The sequence below is a fragment of the Achromobacter sp. SD115 genome, from assembly GCF_017355315.1.
Taxonomy (GTDB): domain Bacteria; phylum Pseudomonadota; class Gammaproteobacteria; order Burkholderiales; family Burkholderiaceae_B; genus Achromobacter; species Achromobacter xylosoxidans_B.
On record NZ_JADIJM010000035.1, the window covers coordinates 1 to 20306 of the forward strand.

At 58.2% G+C, this 20306-nt stretch carries 19 protein-coding genes; 17 read left to right on the forward strand and 2 right to left on the reverse strand.

The genetic code is table 11. The features are described from left to right. Positions 1-1126: 1126 nt before the first annotated feature. From IPU70_RS30715 to IPU70_RS30790, 16 genes are all read left to right on the forward strand, one after another. The gene (locus tag IPU70_RS30715) at positions 1127-1699 is read left to right on the forward strand and encodes a hypothetical protein (protein ID WP_207473150.1); all 573 of its coding nucleotides are present in this window, start codon (positions 1127-1129) and stop codon (positions 1697-1699) included. Between the two features lie 416 nt (positions 1700-2115). Beyond that, complete coding sequence (locus tag IPU70_RS30720; protein ID WP_207473152.1) at positions 2116-3306, forward strand: TIR domain-containing protein; 1191 nt, start codon at positions 2116-2118, stop codon at positions 3304-3306. 269 nt (positions 3307-3575) lie between these two features. Next, on the forward strand, positions 3576-4208 hold the full coding sequence (locus IPU70_RS30725) for a hypothetical protein (protein ID WP_207473154.1): 633 nt from the start codon (positions 3576-3578) through the stop codon (positions 4206-4208). 78 nt (positions 4209-4286) lie between these two features. Next, positions 4287-4751, forward strand: a complete 465-nt coding sequence (locus IPU70_RS30730; RefSeq protein WP_207473155.1) for a hypothetical protein — start codon at positions 4287-4289, stop codon at positions 4749-4751. A 456-nt stretch (positions 4752-5207) separates the two neighbouring features. Beyond that, positions 5208-7289, forward strand: coding sequence for a hypothetical protein (locus IPU70_RS30735; protein ID WP_207473163.1), 2082 nt, complete (start codon positions 5208-5210; stop codon positions 7287-7289). A gap of 1192 nt (positions 7290-8481) precedes the next feature. After that, positions 8482-9105, forward strand: a complete 624-nt coding sequence (locus IPU70_RS30740) for a hypothetical protein (RefSeq protein ID WP_207473165.1) — start codon at positions 8482-8484, stop codon at positions 9103-9105. A 470-nt stretch (positions 9106-9575) separates the two neighbouring features. Continuing rightward, entirely contained in the window at positions 9576-9824 is a 249-nt protein-coding gene (locus IPU70_RS30745; protein WP_207473167.1) for a hypothetical protein, read from the forward strand. 74 nt (positions 9825-9898) lie between these two features. Further along, a complete protein-coding gene (locus tag IPU70_RS30750) occupies positions 9899-10468 on the forward strand; it encodes a GIY-YIG nuclease family protein (protein ID WP_207473174.1) in 570 nt (189 codons plus the stop codon). A 285-nt stretch (positions 10469-10753) separates the two neighbouring features. Next, on the forward strand, positions 10754-11086 hold the full coding sequence (locus IPU70_RS30755) for a hypothetical protein (RefSeq protein ID WP_207473176.1): 333 nt from the start codon (positions 10754-10756) through the stop codon (positions 11084-11086). A gap of 338 nt (positions 11087-11424) precedes the next feature. Next, positions 11425-12105, forward strand: a complete 681-nt coding sequence (locus IPU70_RS30760; protein ID WP_207473178.1) for an RraA family protein — start codon at positions 11425-11427, stop codon at positions 12103-12105. After that, entirely contained in the window at positions 12102-13367 is a 1266-nt protein-coding gene (locus IPU70_RS30765) for an aminotransferase class I/II-fold pyridoxal phosphate-dependent enzyme (RefSeq protein WP_242702772.1), read from the forward strand. The genes IPU70_RS30760 and IPU70_RS30765 overlap by 4 nt, the downstream gene beginning before the upstream one ends. Before the next feature lie 51 nt (positions 13368-13418). Then, positions 13419-14240 (forward strand): ABC transporter substrate-binding protein, encoded by an 822-nt coding sequence (locus tag IPU70_RS30770; protein ID WP_207473180.1) that lies wholly within the window; start codon positions 13419-13421, stop codon positions 14238-14240. A gap of 118 nt (positions 14241-14358) precedes the next feature. Continuing rightward, positions 14359-15048, forward strand: a complete 690-nt coding sequence (locus IPU70_RS30775) for an amino acid ABC transporter permease (RefSeq protein ID WP_013394169.1) — start codon at positions 14359-14361, stop codon at positions 15046-15048. Beyond that, positions 15041-15730 (forward strand): amino acid ABC transporter permease, encoded by a 690-nt coding sequence (locus IPU70_RS30780; protein ID WP_013394168.1) that lies wholly within the window; start codon positions 15041-15043, stop codon positions 15728-15730. Before IPU70_RS30775 ends, IPU70_RS30780 begins: the two co-directional genes overlap by 8 nt. Positions 15731-15741: 11 nt before the next feature. After that, positions 15742-16476 carry an amino acid ABC transporter ATP-binding protein gene (locus tag IPU70_RS30785; RefSeq protein WP_013394167.1) on the forward strand — a complete coding sequence of 245 codons (735 nt, stop codon included), beginning with the start codon at positions 15742-15744 and terminating at the stop codon, positions 16474-16476. 44 nt (positions 16477-16520) lie between these two features. Further along, entirely contained in the window at positions 16521-17486 is a 966-nt protein-coding gene (locus IPU70_RS30790) for a LysR family transcriptional regulator (RefSeq protein WP_242702773.1), read from the forward strand. Between the two features lie 22 nt (positions 17487-17508). Here IPU70_RS30790 and IPU70_RS30795 read toward each other — a convergent pair whose 3' ends face one another. Continuing rightward, a complete protein-coding gene (locus IPU70_RS30795; RefSeq protein ID WP_207473181.1) occupies positions 17509-17931 on the reverse strand; it encodes an I78 family peptidase inhibitor in 423 nt (140 codons plus the stop codon). 62 nt (positions 17932-17993) lie between these two features. Then, the gene (locus IPU70_RS30800; RefSeq protein ID WP_207473182.1) at positions 17994-18908 is read right to left on the reverse strand and encodes a LysR family transcriptional regulator; all 915 of its coding nucleotides are present in this window, start codon (positions 18906-18908) and stop codon (positions 17994-17996) included. A gap of 101 nt (positions 18909-19009) precedes the next feature. Between IPU70_RS30800 and IPU70_RS30805 the strand changes: the two genes are divergently transcribed. After that, on the forward strand, positions 19010-20293 hold the full coding sequence (locus IPU70_RS30805) for an SGNH/GDSL hydrolase family protein (protein WP_207473183.1): 1284 nt from the start codon (positions 19010-19012) through the stop codon (positions 20291-20293). The last annotated feature ends 13 nt before the right edge of the window (positions 20294-20306 follow it).

Sequence of the window (20306 nt, forward strand, 5' to 3'; positions counted from 1 at the left end):
GATAACTAGATGAAAAAGCAGTGATCGCACTGGCCCTCGCTGCGTGTTCCGCGCCAGCCATCGCTAAATCGGTCCCTCCTATTGAAGTGCGCTGCACCCAAGACGCTTCGGATAGATGTGCCCGGACCGCGAAGTGGGATGGTCAGAGTTTCCTGCCTACAGCGCGGGCCAGACCACGCACGGGGACTTTGGAATCGACTCTCTCAACGACGGCATTCTAGTCCGTGCCCGCATTTTCAGGATCGCGGTGTGCAGCACCACGGTCAAGCCCCGGCCTGATTTCACTCCCGACGCACCTTCCTACAATAAGAATCTTTGGAGGTTATCGCCATTGGATTATGGTAGTCAGCATATAATGAAAATCGACAAATGATAATTTGCCACTTTCTTTCGTATATAAGGAATCCTCCTAGAAGAAGGTGGCGAGGGTTTCGTTGACTAGCCTAAGGAATAAAAAATGAATTCGCGATACGTGTTGGCAATAGTTGGCCCGATGATGATCGCACACGCGTCCTTTGCCGCCGAGGTGCGAATTCCGCGCAGTGTTCAGGGTGATAAGGGAAAGTACTACCTGTTGGAAAGCTCCACCAAGGCTGGCGTAATCACAGCGGTGACTAGGCGGGACGGAGTGGATAGCGTGGTTTATACCCGCACTGAGACGGACTGCAAGGCGGGAAAAATGCGGACATTAGGTGATAGCGAGACTTCTGTGCGTGCTATCAAAACGAATCCAACAAGATGGTTCGATCTTGTCCCCGGATCTAGCAAGAGTGACTTGTTCAACTATCTCTGCAAGAAGTAACTATCTTTCCCTGCTGCGCGTATGTGCAGGCTCTTGGTTGCGCGCAGAACAGGGAGCGATACTCTGCCCAGAAAGTAGGTGTCAGACTACGATTTCGCTCCCTATGGCTCAGAAATTGTAGTCTGACACTGAGGTTTCCAAGCTTGAGCTGGTCCACGTGGGCAAGAACATTACTGGTGTTCGTGAGGAATGGGCTTCAGTGAAAGGTCGGATTGCGCTGCTGGAGCAATGCCTGACAGGACAACACGTCTAACCTGGCATTGTTTGCTGACGCAATGGGAGGGGTAGGATACGATGCGTTCCCAGTATTAGGGAGCGACGGACATGAAGGGAATGCTTCTCGGCGCAGCATTGACGCTTAGCGGAGTGCTTATTGGTTTTGTTGTTGCCACGAAAGTAGATGTCTTGGCCGACGCCAAATGGTGGGACTTGATGACGGCCTTTGGCACGATTGGTTCGGCCCTCGCGGCAGTGTTTCTGGCTTGGTGGCCTGCACACAAAGAGCGTCGGGATCGTACTGTGTTAGGAGCTCTCGCGGTTTATGGGCAGCGAGATGCCTTGGTCCGTATCCGTCTAGATCTAGTGGGGATCGGGCGGGACGTGGTAGAAGCGAAACTGATGCGCGAGGAGTACAGCGAGATTGACTCAAGTTTGATGAAGCATGAGGCTACGCTTGATTCAATGCTCCAGTCTCGGTTCGCCGATTTTGACCGTGCCTTTGTGCGTCATCTGCTCGATGCCCGGGCGAGCATCTCGCTTGCTTGTGACCCTCTTGGCTTTGACCCAGAGCTGAATTTGGATGCGGTCCAACATCTGAGCGCAGCCGCTTTGCACATTCAGAGCGCCTTGGCTATGTGTGCTAAAGCGCGGACCGCGATGGAAGCGTGGTGGGCCTGATAGGTCTATCTTGCGCCACCCTCAGAATGAAGTCGATGCCATTCACAAGACGAAGTGCAGCTGCCAGGCCAATGGAAAAGGTTTCAGACTACAAATTCGCTAGCTCGATGCTGCGAAATTGTAGTCTGACACCTTTTCCTCCGGTCGACCTTGGGACGGCGGGCGCGCACGTTTGGGTTGAATCAGCGGCGCAAGGAGATGATGCGCAGCTAGATTCGGAGCAGGCAAACTCCTGAAAATTAGACGGCGCTGTTGCTTCGACCAGCCGTGGTAACTGTCCCCAAAAGCACTGTGGTGGTTTAATTTTGGTTGCGCCGGCCCGGATTTCTCGGATGGTTTGGTTAAGGCACGGAGGCCTCGACCTGGGCAGGGCCCTTATTGTTATAGTAGCCCATCATAAAATAAGGAGTGAGATCATGGCGACAGTGACCAAGAAGGTGCCTGCAAAGAAGGCAGCGGCGAAGAAATTGGCCCCTAAAGCGGCGAAGGCTCCTGAAAAAACCCGTTCATACATGTCGCAGGAAGACATTCCCACGTTCAGCATTGATGAAGCGCTTGTCGTTGCCGAGGTCATCTTCTCCGAATACGGCGGTGGCCCTTCTACTCCTCTCGACGTGGCTGCTGGTCTGGAAATGCAGACCACGAACACCAAGTTCCGTATGCTTTGCGGCGCCTCAATCGCGTATGGCCTAACAATAGGTGGCTATAACGCCGCTTCCGTGTCTGTCACAGACCTTGCACGCCGCATCTGCAAACCCACGGAAGAGGGTGATGACCTTGTTGCCAAGCGCGAAGCTGTTTTGAAGCCACGAATCATTCGCGAGTTTCTGTCGAAGTATTCCGGCTCACAGTTGCCGCGGGAAAAGATCGCCGAGCATGTTCTTGAACAGATGAAAGTGCCTGAAGACCGCACCAAGCAAGTCTTCGACATGATTATGACGACAGCTGACAGCGTAGGTTTCATTCGCACGATCAGGGATAAGAAGTACGCTGACCTCGTGGGCACTCGTCCTCCTGGCTTAGACGAAGTACCTGGAGCAGATGAAGAAAATCCTGCTGTCACGCTCGCCGCTCGCGCCGCAACTATCGTAGAACCAATTCCTGGTGAAGCCGTCATCGCTACTACCGCCCCGCAGGCAGCTTCGGCCGCAACAGACGGTCGGATGCGTAAGGTGTTCATCACGCACGGTAAGAACACCACCTTCATTGACCCGATTAAAGAGCTTCTTGCGTTTGGCGAGCTGATTCCTGTTGTGTCCGTAGAGAAGCAATCAGTTGCTCAACCGGTTCCAGATAAGGTAATGAACGACATGCGCGGCTGTGCTGCGGCAATCATTCATGTGGACGGTGAACAGAAGCTCATGGACCCAGCCGGTGATGAAGTCACGACTGTCAACTCAAATGTGCTGATCGAGATTGGCGCTGCGATGGCGCTGTATGGCCGTCGCTTTATCTTGCTGGTTAAGGAAGGCGTCAAACTGCCGAGCAACCTTCAGGGCCTGTATGAAGTGCGCTACCAAGGCGATGCACTCGATGGTGGGACAACCATCAAACTCATGAAGGCGATCAACGAAATGAAAAACACGCCGATGCCTATGGCGGAGTAGTTAGGGCCGCGTTCGGATGATCGTACGGTCCTTGGGTCGCTAGTATTTGAGGAGCTTTGGAAATTAAGGTGTCAGACTACGAATCTCATTTGTTAAATTGTAGTCTGTCACCCTTTTAATTCGGGGTTCTTATCTGCTGCTTAATCAGGCTGGTTGCGATGGAATGCAGCACAGGCGCAGGTTTCTAGCGATTTACGCATCTGGGTTAGACTACCGGCCTCCGAGGTTAGGCAGAAATTTTTTAACCATAATTGAGGTTAGAACGCATTGTGGGCTACGACAAGAAGACCTGGAAGCGTCGCATCGCAGAGCGAACAGACCTATCGACGCAAGTCGTTCACCTGACGCGAGAGCAGACGGCCGGAGCAACGAAGGGAACGGCTGAAGTCCTCTTCGACATCGTGGACCAGCAGCGCATCGTCGCCAGCCCTGTGCATCAGGCATTTATTGTTGGCAACATCTCTGCTGTGTGTTTCCAAGATGCTCCCCTTGGTGCCATTTGCCAGAACGTTTTCTACGAACAGAAGTACAAGGAACAGAACGAGAAGGCCAAAGTACGCTATCGCGCCATGGGAATTGCCTTCGCGAAGGATTATGCCTATGGGAAGGGCGCGCGCCCCGTGGTGTACGACCAGACTCGGGTAGCGAAAGAGTACTTGTCCTCCGATCAGTGGTGGCGCATAGTCAATTTCGATCTGAGTGACGAGAACAACATAATCGACTGGACGCACGAGAGAGAATGGCGAGTACCGGGTGACTTCACGTTCGACCGAAGCGAAGTGACGCTGCTTTTTGTAAATGCCGGGAGCTACAAGGCGTTTCAAAGCTTATGCAAGAAGAAGGATAAGTCCTACTTGGAGGAAGTGCGCGGTGTTGTCGTCATGGAAACTCTTCTGTACTAGCGTGCGCTCCAACAGGTTGTTCGGCTCGGACGTACAGCGGCATTGCGTCGGTCAATTTCAACGTTAGAGCGCACTGATATGGCAATTACGATTCCAGAGGCCGTCAAACAGATGCTCGCCATCGTCGCGAAGCTGTGCGTCGCGTATCCGAAGAAGAAGTTCACCCTGGATGGCCGCCTTGTCGGCGATATCGGTGAGGTTCTTGTGGAGGACGCGTACGACTTGGAGTTGTTTGCAGACATAAAGAAGCACCATGACGCGGAGACTTCGGACGGTCGTTTGGTTCAGATTAAGGCGACGATGAAGAAGAGCCTTACGTTCCCCGCGGACCACGTCCCGAACTACTATCTTGGGGTCCAGGTCCATGCAGACGGTAGTTTCACAGAGGTGTTCAACGGCCCGGGCGCGATCGCTTGGGAAGCAGTCAAGACTCGAGCGAAACCGAAGACAAACTTGCACTCAGTTCCGATCAGTACCCTGGCAAAGCTACAGAGTAAGGTGGATGAGAGTGACAAGATTCCTCTGAAGCCACAAGGGAACTGAGGTGAGCGCGCTGGTTCCAGCGGAGTGCATCGTGCGCCCTAACATGCCGATCACCTTTAGGTTAATTCGACCTGAACGTCCGCTTTCCACTTTGCCGAGAGGTCGCTCCGGGTCGGTAGTGATCGCAGCCCCTCCGTTCACAATGCCTGTTTAGCACCCTTGGTCGACCGTATCCCGCGGAGCGGCATCAGGATCCTGAAAACCGCATGATAGAAAAAATCTTTCATCAGCACCGACGAAAATAGGTGTCAGACTACAGTATCGTTGCCTAGATGCTGCGGAATTGTAGTCTGACCTTTATTGCGCAATCTCTCCTTTCCCCCGTATCCTGCACCGCAGGTAGATAGCAGATAATTATTCCTGTGCAGATTACTTTGCCTTGGCTCAGTGCTACGAAATAATTCGGCGTTCTGTCTACATCAGTTAAAATTGTGTGCAGCAAAGCAAAGGCGATCTATGACCCTAAATCAAGAAAAGACGAAGAAAGCGCTAAAGAGCCTCAATTGGCCTGCGTTGCGGGAACAGTTGGAGAGCATAGATCTCACTGAGGATAATCTTGAAGTAGTGCTAAATTTGGTTCTGCGATGTGACAGTATGATTCGTCGTCGCCCGGGCGATGATGGGGTGAAACGCGACTGCCTGCTCGCTGAGTTCGAGAGGTATTTGCAGGAAAGATGCGTAGCGGAAGCTGCGGGCATGGTGGCCTTTATGCACAAGACCTTTCGGAGTATCGACAAAGGCTATATCGCGATTCTCTCCCAAGAGGAAAACTTGCAGTTCTCAAATTTGTCACCTGAGAAAAGAGTAAGTTCGATTCTCTCGTTTCTGTCGAGTGTTGGCAAGCAATTAAAGTTAGACCAAGATCGCGCAGTTAAAGGGGCAAAAGTCCTTAGCTCAAATATTACGGTCGAGGACGTCAACGGAACTTCATACAACCCGGACGCGGCTTATCACGGTTTGACGCTTGCGGCAACTGACGCCTTGCAGTTGGAGGGATACCGGCATTCCTATTTTGACGCAACGGGAGAGCTAGTGCTCCCTGTACCCATGCCAGTAAGCAACGCAGACAAAGCTGCTGCTGAGTTGAAGCTGTTCAATGCGATTCTTTGGAGGCGCTGGAAAACGGTCGATGAGCGCGTTCGACTGTCCCAAGCTAGTCTTAAAGAATGGGAGACGCCGCAGCTCCCTGAATGGGTGAAGGGATTATCCGAAGGCGCGAAAATCGTCACCGCGTTCGAATTTAGGCCTCATAGTGAAATCGTATTAATGGACGTGATCGCTACCGAAAGGTTCGATGTGCGTATGGTCCAGACTTTCCAGGAAATTCTATTCAACACCGATGTGCCCAAGGTGATTGCTTCACGCTCCGCTCCCGAGGTGAAACTTCCTCCCCACGGAGTTGTGTCTGTTGAAGAAGTCCACGCTGGCACTATGTTGTCGCAGTATCTTTGCTTACCGCTCGACAAGACCAAAGCGGGTAGCTTGCTCCTCTCGGAGCGTCTTCGCGGTTACGCGGTATTAAAGTTGATCTTGACATCCGCCGTAGGCGCCGATGGCACGTATTTTCCTGTCTTCACTCGAGGCAAGATTCATGCTGAACTAATTCGATTCGGTTTATCAGAGGCTTCAGCTGACATTTTCATAAAAACGGCGACATTCAATCGATCAAGCCGTGACTTGTATGATCAGCCGATGATCCGCCTCGCGAGCGGTTCGTACCTCCTCTTTGGGTTTTCTATAGTTAGTTCGAATCTTGTTAAGCTGATGCTTTCAAGCTTGGAGAATGCAAAGCACAGCTTTCCGGGTAGAGGTCCCGCTTTTGAGCAGCACATTCTCGATCTTCTGCGCGAACAGAGCTTCGATGCGAAAACGCTGAAAGTCAAACGGGGCAACCCTAAAGCGGAGTACGACTATGACGTGACCTTCGTGTGGGGCGATTATGTCTTCTTCATTGAATGCAAAAACCGCGGCATCCCATTTGGAAACCCAGTTGCCGTAGCTAATTTCGCCAATGAGGTACGTGATCACACGGATCAAGTAAAGCGGCTTCGTCAAGGCTTGCTTGACTACCCCGACATAATATCGGCTGACTATCCTGAGGCAATTGATAAGAAGCCAGTGTTTTGTGTAGTATTCTCGCTTCCGTTTGCGATGGGTTATCACGACGACGTGTACTACATTGATGAGTCGTTGCTGAGTCGATTCTTCAAGCCGGGCGGATCGTTCGGATTTGAGCTTGGAAGAGCGGGAGTCGGTGAACAGCGCTGCCGAGTCGAGTTCGCAAGGCTCTGGGAGAGCGATGCCCCCACTCCCGAGGATTTCATTCGATATCTGGAGAATCCGCCGCAGTTACAACTTGCGAAGGCGAGGTACAAGCCGGAGGCGGATTTCATTAGCTTGTCCGATGATGTTGCTGTAGCGTGCGCAGACTGGCATCGCAAGCATCTCAAGGACGATGAAGTAGCGAGGATTTTAGCCAAAGCGAGTGAAAAAATGAAGGCGAAGCCTGGATCGAAAGCCATCCACGCTAGCAATTAGTGTTGGTTGGATAGCATTTGAGCACCATCTTCCGATGGCTCGGAGTGATCGATCGCTCGTTTGTTGCCTTGAGATTCCGTCCGCCATAGCGGCGCTGAGGGCAGCGCGGTCGGTTGACGGCGTTTCCCTTCTTTCATAGTGCTATTCCAGGTGCCGCACAGGTTTTGCTCACCTGGCACAACAAGGTGATGTCGTTAAGTGACTTCTTTTAGTCTCGAAGCAGCACTGACCGCTACGAGGGCAACGGCCGCTCTTGGCCGAGAGGAGCCATCCAATATGATGCCCTGCGCATGCTATACCGTAGCCAAATTGCCCCTCCTAGATCCACCACCCATTATTCTCTACCGTATACTCCCCCCACTACCGCACCAACGGTAGTCTCGGAGTGGAAGCCGGGTAAGCTATAGGCGGACAGCCGCCGCTCAGGCGGCATTTTCATGTCCGACGTCTTTGCACGTCCCTATGGGCGGGCCTAGACGGGGGTGCGCTTGAAGAAAAAAGGTGTCAGACTACAATTTCTCAGCTCTTAGGTAGCGAAATTGTAGTCTGACACCTTTCTTATTTTTTACCACACTCAGTAAAATTGGTTCTTTGGCAACGAAAATGCGGTGTGATGCCTTTTTTACGTGGCCCGGCTTAACTCTGGCGTTAGACCTCTTTACATGACAGACGATAAAAATCTTCCAGCTGAGATACGCGGCAACGCGATTGATTATGTGGCAGCTGGGGTTAAAGCGGCTCTTGGTATGGTGCCGTTCGCAGGGTCGCTGTTAGCGGAGATTGTCGGATCCGTTACTCCCAAGCAGCGTGTGCGAAATAGGTGTCAGACTACAATTTCTCAGCTCTTAAGTAGCGAAATTGTAGTCTGACACCTATTTTCGGGTGTGCGACCGGCACCTCTCAGCCTTCACCGGACATCGACGTCAATAAGCGAACTTCCGCTTCTGGCTGGTAGCGGACTCACGTGAGCGTCCACTTCCGGCCCATTCTTTGCCATAGGCTATCGCCTTCAGGTGATGGAAGGGCTGCGGAGTTGGGGGCCATATGTGCGGCGTTGGCATGCTATGCCGATTGCGCAAATCGTCACGCTGATCGATGCTTGCATCAAAAATGGCCTTGTGAAATTCTTCCAAAAAAAATGTGCCTGAGCTAGGCTTAAACTTTTTCTTTACATTAAGTTGGGAGACAAGGCATGGAGCTGAAATTCAATGTCCATGGAGGCAATCAAACGCGGCAGGTAACTCCGAAAGAGCTTCAGGACTACGCCCTCATGTACGGCCTGGAAACAGCAGTTGCTGGACGCTATAGCTCCCTGTTTATATTGAATCTGATGTTGCTGGAGCAGATCAACGGAATTGACCCGTTTCATGTCATTGAAGAATTGAAGTTCCTGGAGGGCCAGCGTTCGTCCCTCCAAACCAAACCGGCGTCTCAGTTCAAAGGTGAACATTTGAAGGGTTTGTGGCACAAGCACTTCATGCCTGCTCTGCCAAGTGTGATGGCACATAACATTACGAATCATCTTGGAAAGAACGGGACAAGAAAGATTGTCGAAGAGGTACTCGATCCTACGAAAAGTCCGGTAGTAACTCGGCAGATGATTGAGGAGCTATCTAACCGAATTGTGTTTGAATCAATGAACGAACGAGGTGGCAAGGGAAAATTCACGGGCGAGTGGATCGTGTTCGCCAAAGAAAACTCGGAAAATTATTACTTGGGTATCTGGTCACATACAGCCAGGGATGAGATTATCGCGTCTAGCATTAAAGCAGCATGCATGCCAGAGTTTCCATTCTTGGCGAAATATTTCGCCTAAAATGGGTATTAGATTACAACTCCGCTATCCAGATGCTGCGAAATTGTAGTCTGGCACCTATCTTTCATGAAAAAGGTAGTCAGACCACAATTTCTCAGCATCTAGGCAGCGAAATCGTAGTCCGAAATTTTTTTGTCAACCCCATCGGTCTTGGTAAAAATCGCCATGGGCTCCTGCGAAATCGCGCACTTGTGACGGGCCATGGAACGCGTCTTCCTGAGTCTGAAGGTCAAACGCCTATGGAAGACCCGCTACGCCGCGCGTGCCGAGGCGTAGCGTAATACTCAGGACTATATCGAGAACTCCCATACCACCCGGCGGCTGCGCACAACGCTGGGATATCTGGCTCCCACCTTCTAGATTGCCGGTGGGTTGCCAGAACAACCGACCTTAGTGCCCACAACAACTTGGCCACTACAGCCTACGCAGGGACGCCGAGCCTAGGACTTCAGCCCAACGGGAAACGAAGAATGAATCACTCTCTCAAGAAGCCGACCCTCGAAGATCGATTTGCGCGCTTCATAGAAAGCTTGCCGAACGCAAAGAACATTGATCGCCTTGAACTTCCAAAGGACCCGTCCAACACGAGGAAAGCGGATTTCCTGCTTGGGAACAGGGAAGTCATCGTCGAGATGAAGTTCCTCACGATCGATCCTTCGCACAAGATTGATGCAACCGCCGACAAGCATCGAGACCGAGAAGATTTCCCCGTGATTTAGCTGTTGAGCTCCTTTGCACCTTTGCACCTTTGCAGCTTCGCTGATCCGGCGGCCGGTTACGTTAGCCATCAATCATGAATCCTTATTACATCTATGCACTGAAAGATCCGCGCACAACACCTGCTGTGCCGTTCTACGTTGGAAAGGGGACAGGAGTTCGGGCGTGGGAGCACACGCTTAAGGTGGACAATACCCGTAAGGGTAAAAGAATTGCAGAGATCAATGCTGCTGGAGTTGGTGTTGTCACCACCGTTCTTGCGGATGACTTGACGGAACACCAAGCCCTAAAACTTGAAGCGGAGCTAATTTCTGCTTTCGGTACAGAATCTACCGGTGGGACTTTGACCAATTCGGTCATTCCAGGCGGGCCAATCAAGAAGATCAGAAAGGGCTTAGTGATTCCTTCCGGATCGGTAGAAAAGGCTCAGATTGGTCTAGAGCTTATCAAGTCATCGATTCTTGAATTAGCCCGTGCCAATCCGGAAGGTATCCTGAACTCGGACGCTGCAAAAGCACTTGGGCTTCAAAGCGACTACCTGGGTGGCTCTAAGGATTACTTAAGCTGGAGCGTACTTGGCGTGCTCATGCGAGAGGGGAAGATGGTTCGCGTTGAGCCTAGACGACACAAGGCGACAACTAAGTGACGGCTAATAATTCATTCAAGCTGACAGCTCGACTGAAGACGGGTGTTGAACGAAATCTCCTGTCAAGCCGCCAATGACGGCAATGGGTCGAAATCGGTCTCTCAGTTTGAAGCTCAGCACCTCCCGTACCGCAGCGGAACTGCCACTCTTGCGGCGCTCAGCCGCTGTCCATGCGGTAGACTTTTCCCCGCTACCCGACCGGTAGTCCGGTTTGGAAGCCGGAAAGCTATAGGCGGATAGCCGCAACGCTCGCGGCCTGACTCACGCCCTATAGGAGGCAGCCCCATGCTGCACCATCCCTTGACTCAAAACCCCTGGTCCATCGACACCAATCTCGAATCCGGCCCAGTCTCCCTTTCCCACCTCCACCAGATAGACCGCGCCCGCTACGCTATCCAGGCCATCGCCCGCATGGTCGGCAACAGCGCATCGGAACCCGACGCAACCGGCTCGCCGCCGTTGGATGCCTGGTCGGTCGCCGCACTGATGGGAGGAGTGGAGGGCCTTTGCGAACACGTGGCTACTTTGACCGACGCCATGTTGGAACAAGCGCTACGTGGAAAGGACGGCGCGGATGCAGATGGCGCGATGCACGAAGCGCTGGCCTTGATGCAGTAGCGACCATGAAAGCGTGACGCGCCGGCGGTTGGTCCGGCAGTACTAAGGGAACGGTGTTCGCCCATGCCTCGACGTCGAAATCGGCGCCGAAGCGCAGACGGGCACCATCTTCTTCCCCGGGGCAGTGGCGCTGATGGAGACGCACGGCGCCAAAGGCAACGTCTAACGCCCGGACCCTAGACCCCAAAGCCCAACCGCGAATAAGGGATAACCCTATTCGTCACTATCCACGAATAAAATTCCTACATAACCGGGAATTTATATCGTTTTGAGGAACCCCCCCTGGGGCCTTGTAATGCGTGTTCGCTTAACGCTGTCCACGCATTTACCCCAGACTTATGAATCCCATCGGATACCGCATTCTTCCTCGTACCGGCCCGGCCGTCGCTGCTGACGTGCTGGCCGGTTTTGCAGCCATCGGCTCGGCCCAGATCAGCGATTGCATGAACCGCCTGTACGGCGTCGGCGGGCTGCGTCCGCTGCATGCCTGCAACCAGCGCACGGTGGGTGTGGCGCTGACCGTCAAGACCCGGCCGGGTGACAACCTGATGATCCACAAGGCGATTTCGCTGGGTGGCGCGGGCGACGTGATCGTTGTCGATGGCGCGGGCGATACCAGCAATGCGCTGGTGGGCGAGCTGATGATGATGGATGCGCAGTCGCGCGGCATTGAAGGTTTTGTGATTGACGGCGCGGTGCGCGATCTGGATGTGTTTGCGCAGGGCGAGTTTGGTTGCTATGCGCGGGCCGTGTCGCACAAGGGGCCGTACAAGGATGGCCCGGGCGAGATCAATGTGCCGGTGTCGGTGGGTGGCCAGGTGGTCAATCCGGGCGACGTGGTGGTGGGCGACGCGGATGGCGTGGTGGTGATTCCCGCCGAGCATGCCGCAGCCGTGCTGGCCCTGGCGCAGAAGAAGGAAGCCGACGAGGTCGTGGCGAAGGAAAAGCTGCGTGCCGGCACCTACACCAAGCCCTGGCTGGAGAAGACCCTAGCCGAGAAGACGGGAGCCGCGAAATGAGCCAAACCCTGGGCCAAACGCCGAGCCAACCCGTGAGCCAAACCCAAACCCCGCAAACCACCAGCATCGTCGCCGACCGCATCAAGCGCATCAAACTATCGCCCAGCGTAGCCGCGCGCGCCATCATCGCCGAACTGCGCGAGCAAGGCCGCCGCATCATCGACCTGACCATCGGCGAGCCGGATTTCTCGACGCCAGAGCACATCCGCCTGGCGGCCACCGCGGCCATGAACCGCGGCGAAACCAAGTACCCGCCGGCCCAGGGCACCGTGGCGCTGCGCCGCGCCGCCGCCCAGCATTTGCTGGAAGCGACCGGCGTCGACTATCCCGTGGGGCGCATCATCGTCAGCACGGGCGCGAAGCAGGTGATCTTCAATGGCTTGGCAGCCACGCTGAACGATGGCGACGAGGTGCTGATCCCCGCGCCGTTCTGGGTGTCGTACCCGGACATGGTGCTGGTCAACGGCGGTGTGCCGGTGGCGGTGGAGACCTCGCCGGCGACCGGCTACAAGGTCACGCCCGAAGCGCTGGAGCGCGCGATTACGCCGCGCACCAAGTGGCTGATGATGAATGCACCCAGCAACCCTACGGGCTCGGTCTATAGTGCGGACGAGCTGCGCGGCCTGGCCGAGGTGCTGAAGCGCCATCCGCAGGTATGGCTGATGACGGACGATATCTACGCTCGCCTGAATTTCACGGGCGAGCCGACGGTGCATCCGCTGCAGGTCGCGCCCGAACTGGCTACGCGCACGCTAGTGGTCAATGGCGTGTCCAAGGCCTATGCCATGACGGGCTGGCGCATCGGCTATGGTGCGGGTCCTGACGAGCTGATCAAGGCGATGGCGATTCTGCAATCGCAGAGCACGTCGGGCGCTTCGTCGGTGAGCCAGGCGGCGGCGCTGGAGGCCTTGTCGGGGCCGCAGGATTGCGTGGCCGAGTTTGCCCAGGTGTTCCGCCAGCGCCGGGATCTGGCGATTGCGGAATTGTCGGGCACGCCGGGTCTGGAGATCGTCGTGCCGCAGGGCGCGTTCTATGTGTTCCCGGATTGCTCGGGCCTGCTGGGCAAGAAGACGCCGGCCGGCGACGTGATCGCGACCGATACCGACCTGACGCACTATCTGTTGCGCGAAGCGGGCGTGGCGGTCATCGACGGCCACGCCTATGGCGCGCCGGGCACGTTCAGGTTGTCGTTCGCGGCTTCGATGGACGATATCAAGCAGGGCTGCTCGGCCATCCGGGAAGCTTGCGCCAAGCTGGCCTGAGGCCGGGCTAAGCAGTCAGTTCACCATACAACCATACAAGGGGAATCAAGCATGAAACGTCACACTCTTTTCGCCGCCTGCCTGGGCCTGGCGACGCTGGCCCTGGGCGCTGCCGCCCAGGCCGATCAGGTGGATGACATCAAGGCGCGCGGCGAGTTGATCTGCGGCACGCTGGGCACGTCGCAGCCGTTCAGCTTCCAGGACGGCGCGACGCGCCAGCTGGTGGGCTATGACGTGGACGTGTGCAAGCTGGTTGCGGACAAGCTGGGCGTGAAGATCAGCTACAAGCTGCTGTCGGTGGCGGCGCGGGTGCCGGAACTGAACGAAGGGCGGGTCGACATCCTGGCGGCCAACCTGGGTTATTCGCCGGACCGGGCGCAGCAGATCGGCTTCAGCCATGCCTATTACGTCAGCCCGCAGAAGCTGCTGGTGCGCAAGGATTCGGGCCTGGAGACGGTGGAAGCGCTGAACGGCCGCCGCATCGGTGCCACCAAGGGTTCCAGCTCGGAGCGCGAGATCAAGCGCATCCTGGATAAGTCGCAGGTGATTGGCTATGGCGACAGCTCGGCCACCTACCTGGCCTTGCAGCAGAAGAAGGTGGACGCGCAGTTCGCTTCCGAACTGGTGCTGGTGCGCCTGGTGCTGCAAAGCCCGCCCACGGCGCCTGTCAGCGTGATCGCCAAGTCGGTGTTCGACGAGCCCTGGGGCCTGGGTGTGCGCAAGTCCGAACCGCGTTTCCTGGAAACGGTGAACCAGGCGCTGGACGAGGCCGAAGCCTCGGGCGTGGCCGCCAAGCTGTTCGATAAGTGGTTTGGTCCGGAGACGCCGTACAAGCTGGAACGCGGCTTCAAGATCGGTCCGATTGCGGGCTGAGGTCGGGTTAAGCACCATCGCGAGTCCCTCGTCACGGGTTCCGGCGCCGCATCCAGCGGGCGACCGGGACCCGTGACGTTTGGTCTGGGCCTCGCGCTAGCAGGAGATTGATTGTTTTATGAGCCTACTTGACGCTTCCCAATACCAGCTGCTGCTGAGCGGCATGGCCGTGACCGTGCAGCTGTTCCTGGTTGCCTGGGTCATGGCCTTTGCCATCGCGGTGACGCTGGTGGTGGTGCGCGCGACCAATCTGGCGCCATGCCGCTGGTTGGTCGACGCCTACGTGGAATACCACCGCAATGTGCCGCTGCTGGTGCAGGTGCTGTTTTGGTATTTCGGCATGCCCGAGCTGCTGCCCGAGGGTTTCCGCATGTGGCTGTACCAGCACAACGCCGAGATGTCGCTGGCGGCGATCGCGCTGGCGCTGGGGTCGGCGGCGTATATCGCCGAGGACATCCGCAGCGGTTTGCGCGCCATTCCCTTTACGCAGTTCGAGGCCGCCCGGGCGCTGGGCGCGAGTTATCTGCAATGCATGCGTTTCGTGATCGTGCCGCAGGCGGTGAGGATTTCGATTCCGCCGCTGGTGGGGCGCGCGCTGCTGCTGTTCAAGAACACCAGCGTGGCCATGGCCATCGGCGTGATGGAGCTGACCTACCAGGCGCGCGAGATCGAAAACGAGACCTACCGCACCTTCGCCACGTTTGGCGCCGCCACGATCATGTACCTGCTGGGATCGTTCCTCATCATGCTGATCGGATCGCGCATCTATGACCGCTATCGCTTGAACCGGGGAGGCCACGGTGCTTGATCTACTGTCTCAATACTGGCCCACGCTGCTGGTTGGCCAATACCCCAACGGGCCGCTGGGCGGACTGGCGCTGACGCTGATCCTGGCCGCCTGCGGCCTGGCTTTGTCGCTGCCGCTGGCGCTCTTGATCGCGCTGGCGCGGGTCAGCCCCTATGGCTGGCTGCGTACGGCCAGCAAGGCGCTGGTCAACGTGGTGCGCGGCATGCCGCTGCTGATGTTGATCTTCTGGGCCTACTTCGTGGTGCCCAAGCTGACCGGGCAGGTGATCAGCGGCTTCTGGACGCTGATCTTTGCGCTGGTGGTCTATGAAAGCGCCTATCTGTCGGAAGTGATCCGCTCGGGCATCGAGGCGGTGCCGCGCGGTCAGATCGAAGCGTCGCGTTCGCTGGGCGTGGGCTACTGGACCACGATGCGGCGGGTAGTGCTGCCGCAGGCGCTGTTCAATGTGCTACCCAGCATGACCAGCCAGTTCGTCTCCACTATCAAGGAGACCTCGCTGGGCTATGTCATCAGCGTCAATGAGCTGACCTTCGCGGCCAACCAGGTCAACAACCTGGTGCTGACCAAGCCGCTGCAGGTCTTCGGCATCCTGGCCATCATTTATTTCCTGGTGTGCTTCAGCCTGAGCCGCGGGCTGAGCTGGCTGGACCTGCGTATCCGCCGCTCGCGCGCCATGGCTTGAAGGAACAAAACATGATCAATCTAGAAAAAGTGAACAAGTGGTACGGCGCGCATCACGTGCTGAAGGACGTGGATCTTTCGGTGGCGCGCGGCGAGGTGTTGGTGGTGTGCGGCCCGTCGGGCTCGGGCAAGTCCACCATGATCCGCACGATCAACCGGCTGGAGCCGATCGAGAAGGGGCGCATCCTGATCGACGGCAAGGACATCTATGCCAAGGGGGCGGACCTGAACGCGCTGCGCCAGAAGATCGGTTTCGTGTTCCAGCAGTTCAATCTGTTCCCGCACATGAGCGTGCTGGAAAACGTGATCTTCGCGCCGGTCAGCATCCGCAAGCAGCCGCGCAAGCAAGCCGTGGAACTGGCGCGCGGGCTGCTGGAGCGGGTGGGGCTGGAGCACAAGATCGACGCCTATCCGGGTTCGCTGTCCGGCGGCCAGCAGCAGCGCGTGGCGATCGCCCGGGCGCTGGCCTTGCAGCCGCCTGTGATGCTGTTCGACGAACCCACCAGCGCGCTCGATCCGGAGATGGTGGGCGAGGTGCTGCAGGTGATGAAGGGCCTGGCCAAGGACGGCATGACCATGGTGTGCGTGACCCACGAAATGGGCTTCGCGCGCGACGTGTGCGACCGGGTGGTTTTCATGGACGCGGGCGAGATCCTGGAGATGGATACGCCCGAGCGCTTCTTCAGCGCGCCCTCGCATCCGCGGGCGCAGCGCTTCCTGGCGGACATCCTGCATCCGCGCGGCTGAGGCCGGACGGCGGGCGTTGCCATGATGGTAAGGTGAGGGTTTCCATGCGTTTCGCATCGACCGCCGCGATGTACACCCTCAAACAGTTAGAGGCTTTCTACTGGAGTTCCCAGCTGGGCAGCTTCAGCGCATCTTCCCGCAAATTGCACACCACCCAGTCGGCGGTCGCCAAACGGGTGGGCGAACTGGAAGCCTTCGCCGGCGCGCCGCTGTTCGAGCGCCGCGCCAAGAAGCTGATCATGACCCCGCAGGGCCGCAAGCTGTACGAGCTGGCGCGCGAAATGCTGGACCTGAACAGCCGCATCGTGCAGAACATGGCCGACCCGGCCAGCTTCGAAGGCGTGGTGCGGCTGGGCGTGACCGAGCTGGTGGGTATGACCTGGCTGGCGCGGCTGATCAGCCAGATCAGCCTGCGCTATCCGCGCGTGCAATTGATGCCGGAGATCGACGGCGGCATCACGCTGTACGAAAGGCTGGAGCAGGACGAGCTGGACCTGGCCATCATGCCGGGTCCGTTCTGGGGCTATCAGTACGATTGCGTGCACCTGGGCGCGGTCACCAATGTCTGGATGGCCAGTCCGGCGCTGGATATCGACTTTTCCGCGAAGCTGACGCCGCAGGACCTGGCGCCTTATCCGGTGATCTCGCAGCCTACCAATTCCGCCTTGTCGCATCTGTACGATGCCTGGTTCGCGGAACAGGGCCTGCCGGTCAAACGCGTGCTGACCTGCAACAGTCTGGGGATGATGGCGCAGCTGACAATGCTGGGCCTGGGCATCAGCTATCTGCCGGGCGCGTATTTCGCGCCGCTGGTGGAGCGTGGCGCGTTGTGCCGCCTGAATGTGCAACCCGACCTGCCCACGATCAATTACTACGCGGTGCACAAGAAGAACATCGTCAACCCGGTGGTGGCCCGGGTGATCGACATTGCGCGCGAGGAATGCGCTTTCGAGGTGGCTGGGGCGTTCCTGCCCCATGTGCCGCCGGCGGTCAGGCCGCCCGGGGAATAGCGCGGGGCGGCCGTGCGCGGATTCAGCCGCAGCGGATCGCGGTCATGACGTCCTTGTCGTCCACGATCAGGTTCAGGCGGGTGGCGTTGTATTCCATGGTGACCAGCTGGCCTGGACGCAGCATGCGGGCGGTGGTGCTGCCGCTGCGGGTGCGCAGGCTTTCCATGACGGACGGGGTGGCCTTCTGGCCGATCTGGGATTGCAGCGACGAGGCGTCGCAGGTCTTGCCGCCGCCCATGGAAGACGAACCGTAGGACGAACCGCCAAACGAGGATGAGCCGCCAGACGAGGACGACCCGCCAGACGAGCTGGTCCCGGCGTCGGAGGAGGACGATGTGGCTGAGGAGCTGGAGGCTGCCGGCGCGCTGGATGAACGCGGGGCGCCGGTGTTGGCGCATGCGGTCAGGCTGGCGACCAGCAGGAAAGGGATCAGCTTACGGATCATGTAACGCTCCTTACAACAACACGTCGAAAAAGCCATGATAGACCAGCGGCGGCGCGCTGTGATCAAGGACTGACAGGCGCCTGCATGCCGGGCAACCGGCCCAGCCGGTCGTTCAGGAATCCGATCAGCAGGCGGGCCCGCAGCGACTGGTAGCGGCGCGAAGGGTAGATGAGGAAGGCCTCTTGCGGCGTGGCGCTCCATTTGGGCAGGACGCGCAGCAATTCGCCACTGGCGACCAGGTCCTGGACCAGCCAGGCGGGACAGAGTCCGATGCCGGCGCCCATGGTCAGGCTTTCGCGGATGGCCAGGGCGTTGTTGACGCGGAAACGCCCCTGGGTCTGGACGGTGGCGAGGGTGGCGCCCTGGTGCAGTTCCAGGGTGTCCCCGGCAGCCAGCCAGGCAAAGCGCACGTATTCGTGGGCGGCCAGATCGCGGGGCGCGCGGGGCTTGCCGCGCTGCGCCAGGTAGGAGGGGGCGGCGACCAGGTAACGCGGCGACTCGGCCGCCTTGCGCGCGATGGCGTTGGGCGGCAGGTTGCCGCCCAGGCGCAGCGCCACATCCACGCCTTCTTCCACCAGGTCCACGAACCGGTCGTTCAGGATCAGTTCGACCTGGATGTCGGGGTATTCGTCCAGGAACTCGCGGACCAGCGCATTCAGGCGGAACTGGCCCAGCGCCACGGGCGCGTTGATGCGCAGGAAACCGGTGGGCTTTTCGGTCTGGCCGCGGGCGTCGGCGACGGCTTCTGAGTATTCCTCCAGCACGCGGGTGGCGCGTTCGTAGAAGCGCTTGCCTTGTTCGGTGGGTACGACGCGGGTGGTGCTGCGTTCCAGCAGCCGCACGTTCAGGTCCTTTTCCAGCGCGGCGACGATCTTGCTCAGGGCTGGCTGGCTCAGGGCCTGTTCGCGGGCAACGGCCGACAGGGTGCCCAGCTCCACGGCGCGGACGAAGGCCCGCATGGCGCGCAGGGTGTCCATGGTCATTCCTATTTGGAAGAAGTGGTATGCAGTTTAGGGTTCTACCGGTGGAATTGGGAAGAACCTATCGTGGCGTCACTTTCCCTTTTTCAGGAGTCGTCATGAATCGCTTCAATCTTCATTCCCTGGTTTCGGCCGTTGCGTTGGCCGGTGGTCTTTCGGTCCTGGCCCCGTCCGCCGCTGCTGCGCAGCCTATTGCGCCGGCCGATGCCGCGCGTTCCAGCTGGGTCAGCTCCTGGTTCGCCAGCCCGCAACCGCTGTGGGAGGATTCCTTCGTGCTGCCCACGGAAATGCCGGCCGAATTGCGCGGTCAGACCTTGCGGCAGACCTTGATGCTCAGCGTGGGCGGACCGCGCCTGCGGGTGGTGTTGTCCAACCGCTATGGCACGCAGCCCCTGGAGATCGGGGCGGCCAGCGTTGCCTTGGCCTCCGGCCCTTCAAAGATCAGTCCGGCGTCCAGCCGCGGACTGGCCTTTGGCGGTCGGCCAAGCGTGACGGTGGCGCCGGGCGCGCAGGTCGTCAGCGATCCGGTGGACCTGCCGGTAGCCGCGCTGGCCGAACTGGCCGTCAGCCTTTACTTCCCCCAGGCGACGCCGGTGACGACTTTCCATTGGGGCGCGCAGCAGACCGGGGCCCTGGTGCGGGGCGATGCCACGGCGGCGGCGGAGCTGCCTGATGCGCAGGCGCTGCAAGGCCGGGCCTTCCTGGCCGGGATCTGGGTCGAGAGCCCGTCGCGCGCGCCGGTGGTGGTGGCGTTTGGGGATTCCTTGACCGATGGCAATGGCTCGACGCCCGGCGCCAATCGCCGCTGGCCGGATTTCCTGGCCCGCCGCCTGGCGCCGCAGGGCATGGGCGTGGCGAACGCGGGCATTTCGGGCGCGAGGGTCTGGGGCGACAAGATGGGGGTGAACGCGATGGCGCGGTTTGACGCCGATGTGCTGTCGCAGCCCGGCGTGCGCACTGTAGTGATGATGATGGGCATCAATGACATCGGCTGGCCGGACAGCGGCTTCGCGCCGGACGACGCGCCCATGACGGCGGCAAGGTTGACCGAGGGCTACCGGCAACTGGCGGAGGCGGCCCGCCTGCGCGGCGTGCGCATCGTGGGCGGCACCATTGCGCCGTATGAAGGCTCGCTGCACGGCACGCCGCTGTCGGGCCACTACAACCCGGCGAAGGACGCGGTGCGGCGGGAGGTGAACCGCTGGATCCGCGAAAGCGGCGTGTTCGACGCGGTGGTGGATTTTGACGCGGTGCTGCGCGATCCGGCGCATCCGGCGCGGCTGCTGCCCGCGTATGACTCGGGCGACCACCTGCATCCCAACGATGCCGGCTACCAGGCCATGGCGCAGGCCTTGGATCTGGCCACGCTGTTCGGCGATTGAGATGCGTCCGGAG

Bases quoted from the DNA above. Each gene is read 5' to 3' on its own strand.
- IPU70_RS30715 (WP_207473150.1), top strand. From the start codon at position 1,127: ATGAAGGGAATGCTTCTCGGCGCAGCATTGACGCTTAGCGGAGTGCTT.
- IPU70_RS30730 (WP_207473155.1), top strand. From the start codon at position 4,287: ATGGCAATTACGATTCCAGAGGCCGTCAAACAGATGCTCGCCATCGTC.
- IPU70_RS30800 (WP_207473182.1), bottom strand. From the start codon at position 18,908: ATGGACACCCTGCGCGCCATGCGGGCCTTCGTCCGCGCCGTGGAGCTG.
- IPU70_RS30785 (WP_013394167.1), top strand. From the start codon at position 15,742: ATGATCAATCTAGAAAAAGTGAACAAGTGGTACGGCGCGCATCACGTG.
- IPU70_RS30765 (WP_242702772.1), top strand. From the start codon at position 12,102: ATGAGCCAAACCCTGGGCCAAACGCCGAGCCAACCCGTGAGCCAAACC.
- IPU70_RS30805 (WP_207473183.1), top strand. From the start codon at position 19,010: ATGAATCGCTTCAATCTTCATTCCCTGGTTTCGGCCGTTGCGTTGGCC.
- IPU70_RS30750 (WP_207473174.1), top strand. From the start codon at position 9,899: ATGAATCCTTATTACATCTATGCACTGAAAGATCCGCGCACAACACCT.
- IPU70_RS30775 (WP_013394169.1), top strand. From the start codon at position 14,359: ATGAGCCTACTTGACGCTTCCCAATACCAGCTGCTGCTGAGCGGCATG.
- IPU70_RS30760 (WP_207473178.1), top strand. From the start codon at position 11,425: ATGAATCCCATCGGATACCGCATTCTTCCTCGTACCGGCCCGGCCGTC.
- IPU70_RS30745 (WP_207473167.1), top strand. From the start codon at position 9,576: ATGAATCACTCTCTCAAGAAGCCGACCCTCGAAGATCGATTTGCGCGC.
- IPU70_RS30740 (WP_207473165.1), top strand. From the start codon at position 8,482: ATGGAGCTGAAATTCAATGTCCATGGAGGCAATCAAACGCGGCAGGTA.
- IPU70_RS30735 (WP_207473163.1), top strand. From the start codon at position 5,208: ATGACCCTAAATCAAGAAAAGACGAAGAAAGCGCTAAAGAGCCTCAAT.
- IPU70_RS30770 (WP_207473180.1), top strand. From the start codon at position 13,419: ATGAAACGTCACACTCTTTTCGCCGCCTGCCTGGGCCTGGCGACGCTG.
- IPU70_RS30795 (WP_207473181.1), bottom strand. From the start codon at position 17,931: ATGATCCGTAAGCTGATCCCTTTCCTGCTGGTCGCCAGCCTGACCGCA.
- IPU70_RS30720 (WP_207473152.1), top strand. From the start codon at position 2,116: ATGGCGACAGTGACCAAGAAGGTGCCTGCAAAGAAGGCAGCGGCGAAG.
- IPU70_RS30755 (WP_207473176.1), top strand. From the start codon at position 10,754: ATGCTGCACCATCCCTTGACTCAAAACCCCTGGTCCATCGACACCAAT.
- IPU70_RS30790 (WP_242702773.1), top strand. From the start codon at position 16,521: ATGCGTTTCGCATCGACCGCCGCGATGTACACCCTCAAACAGTTAGAG.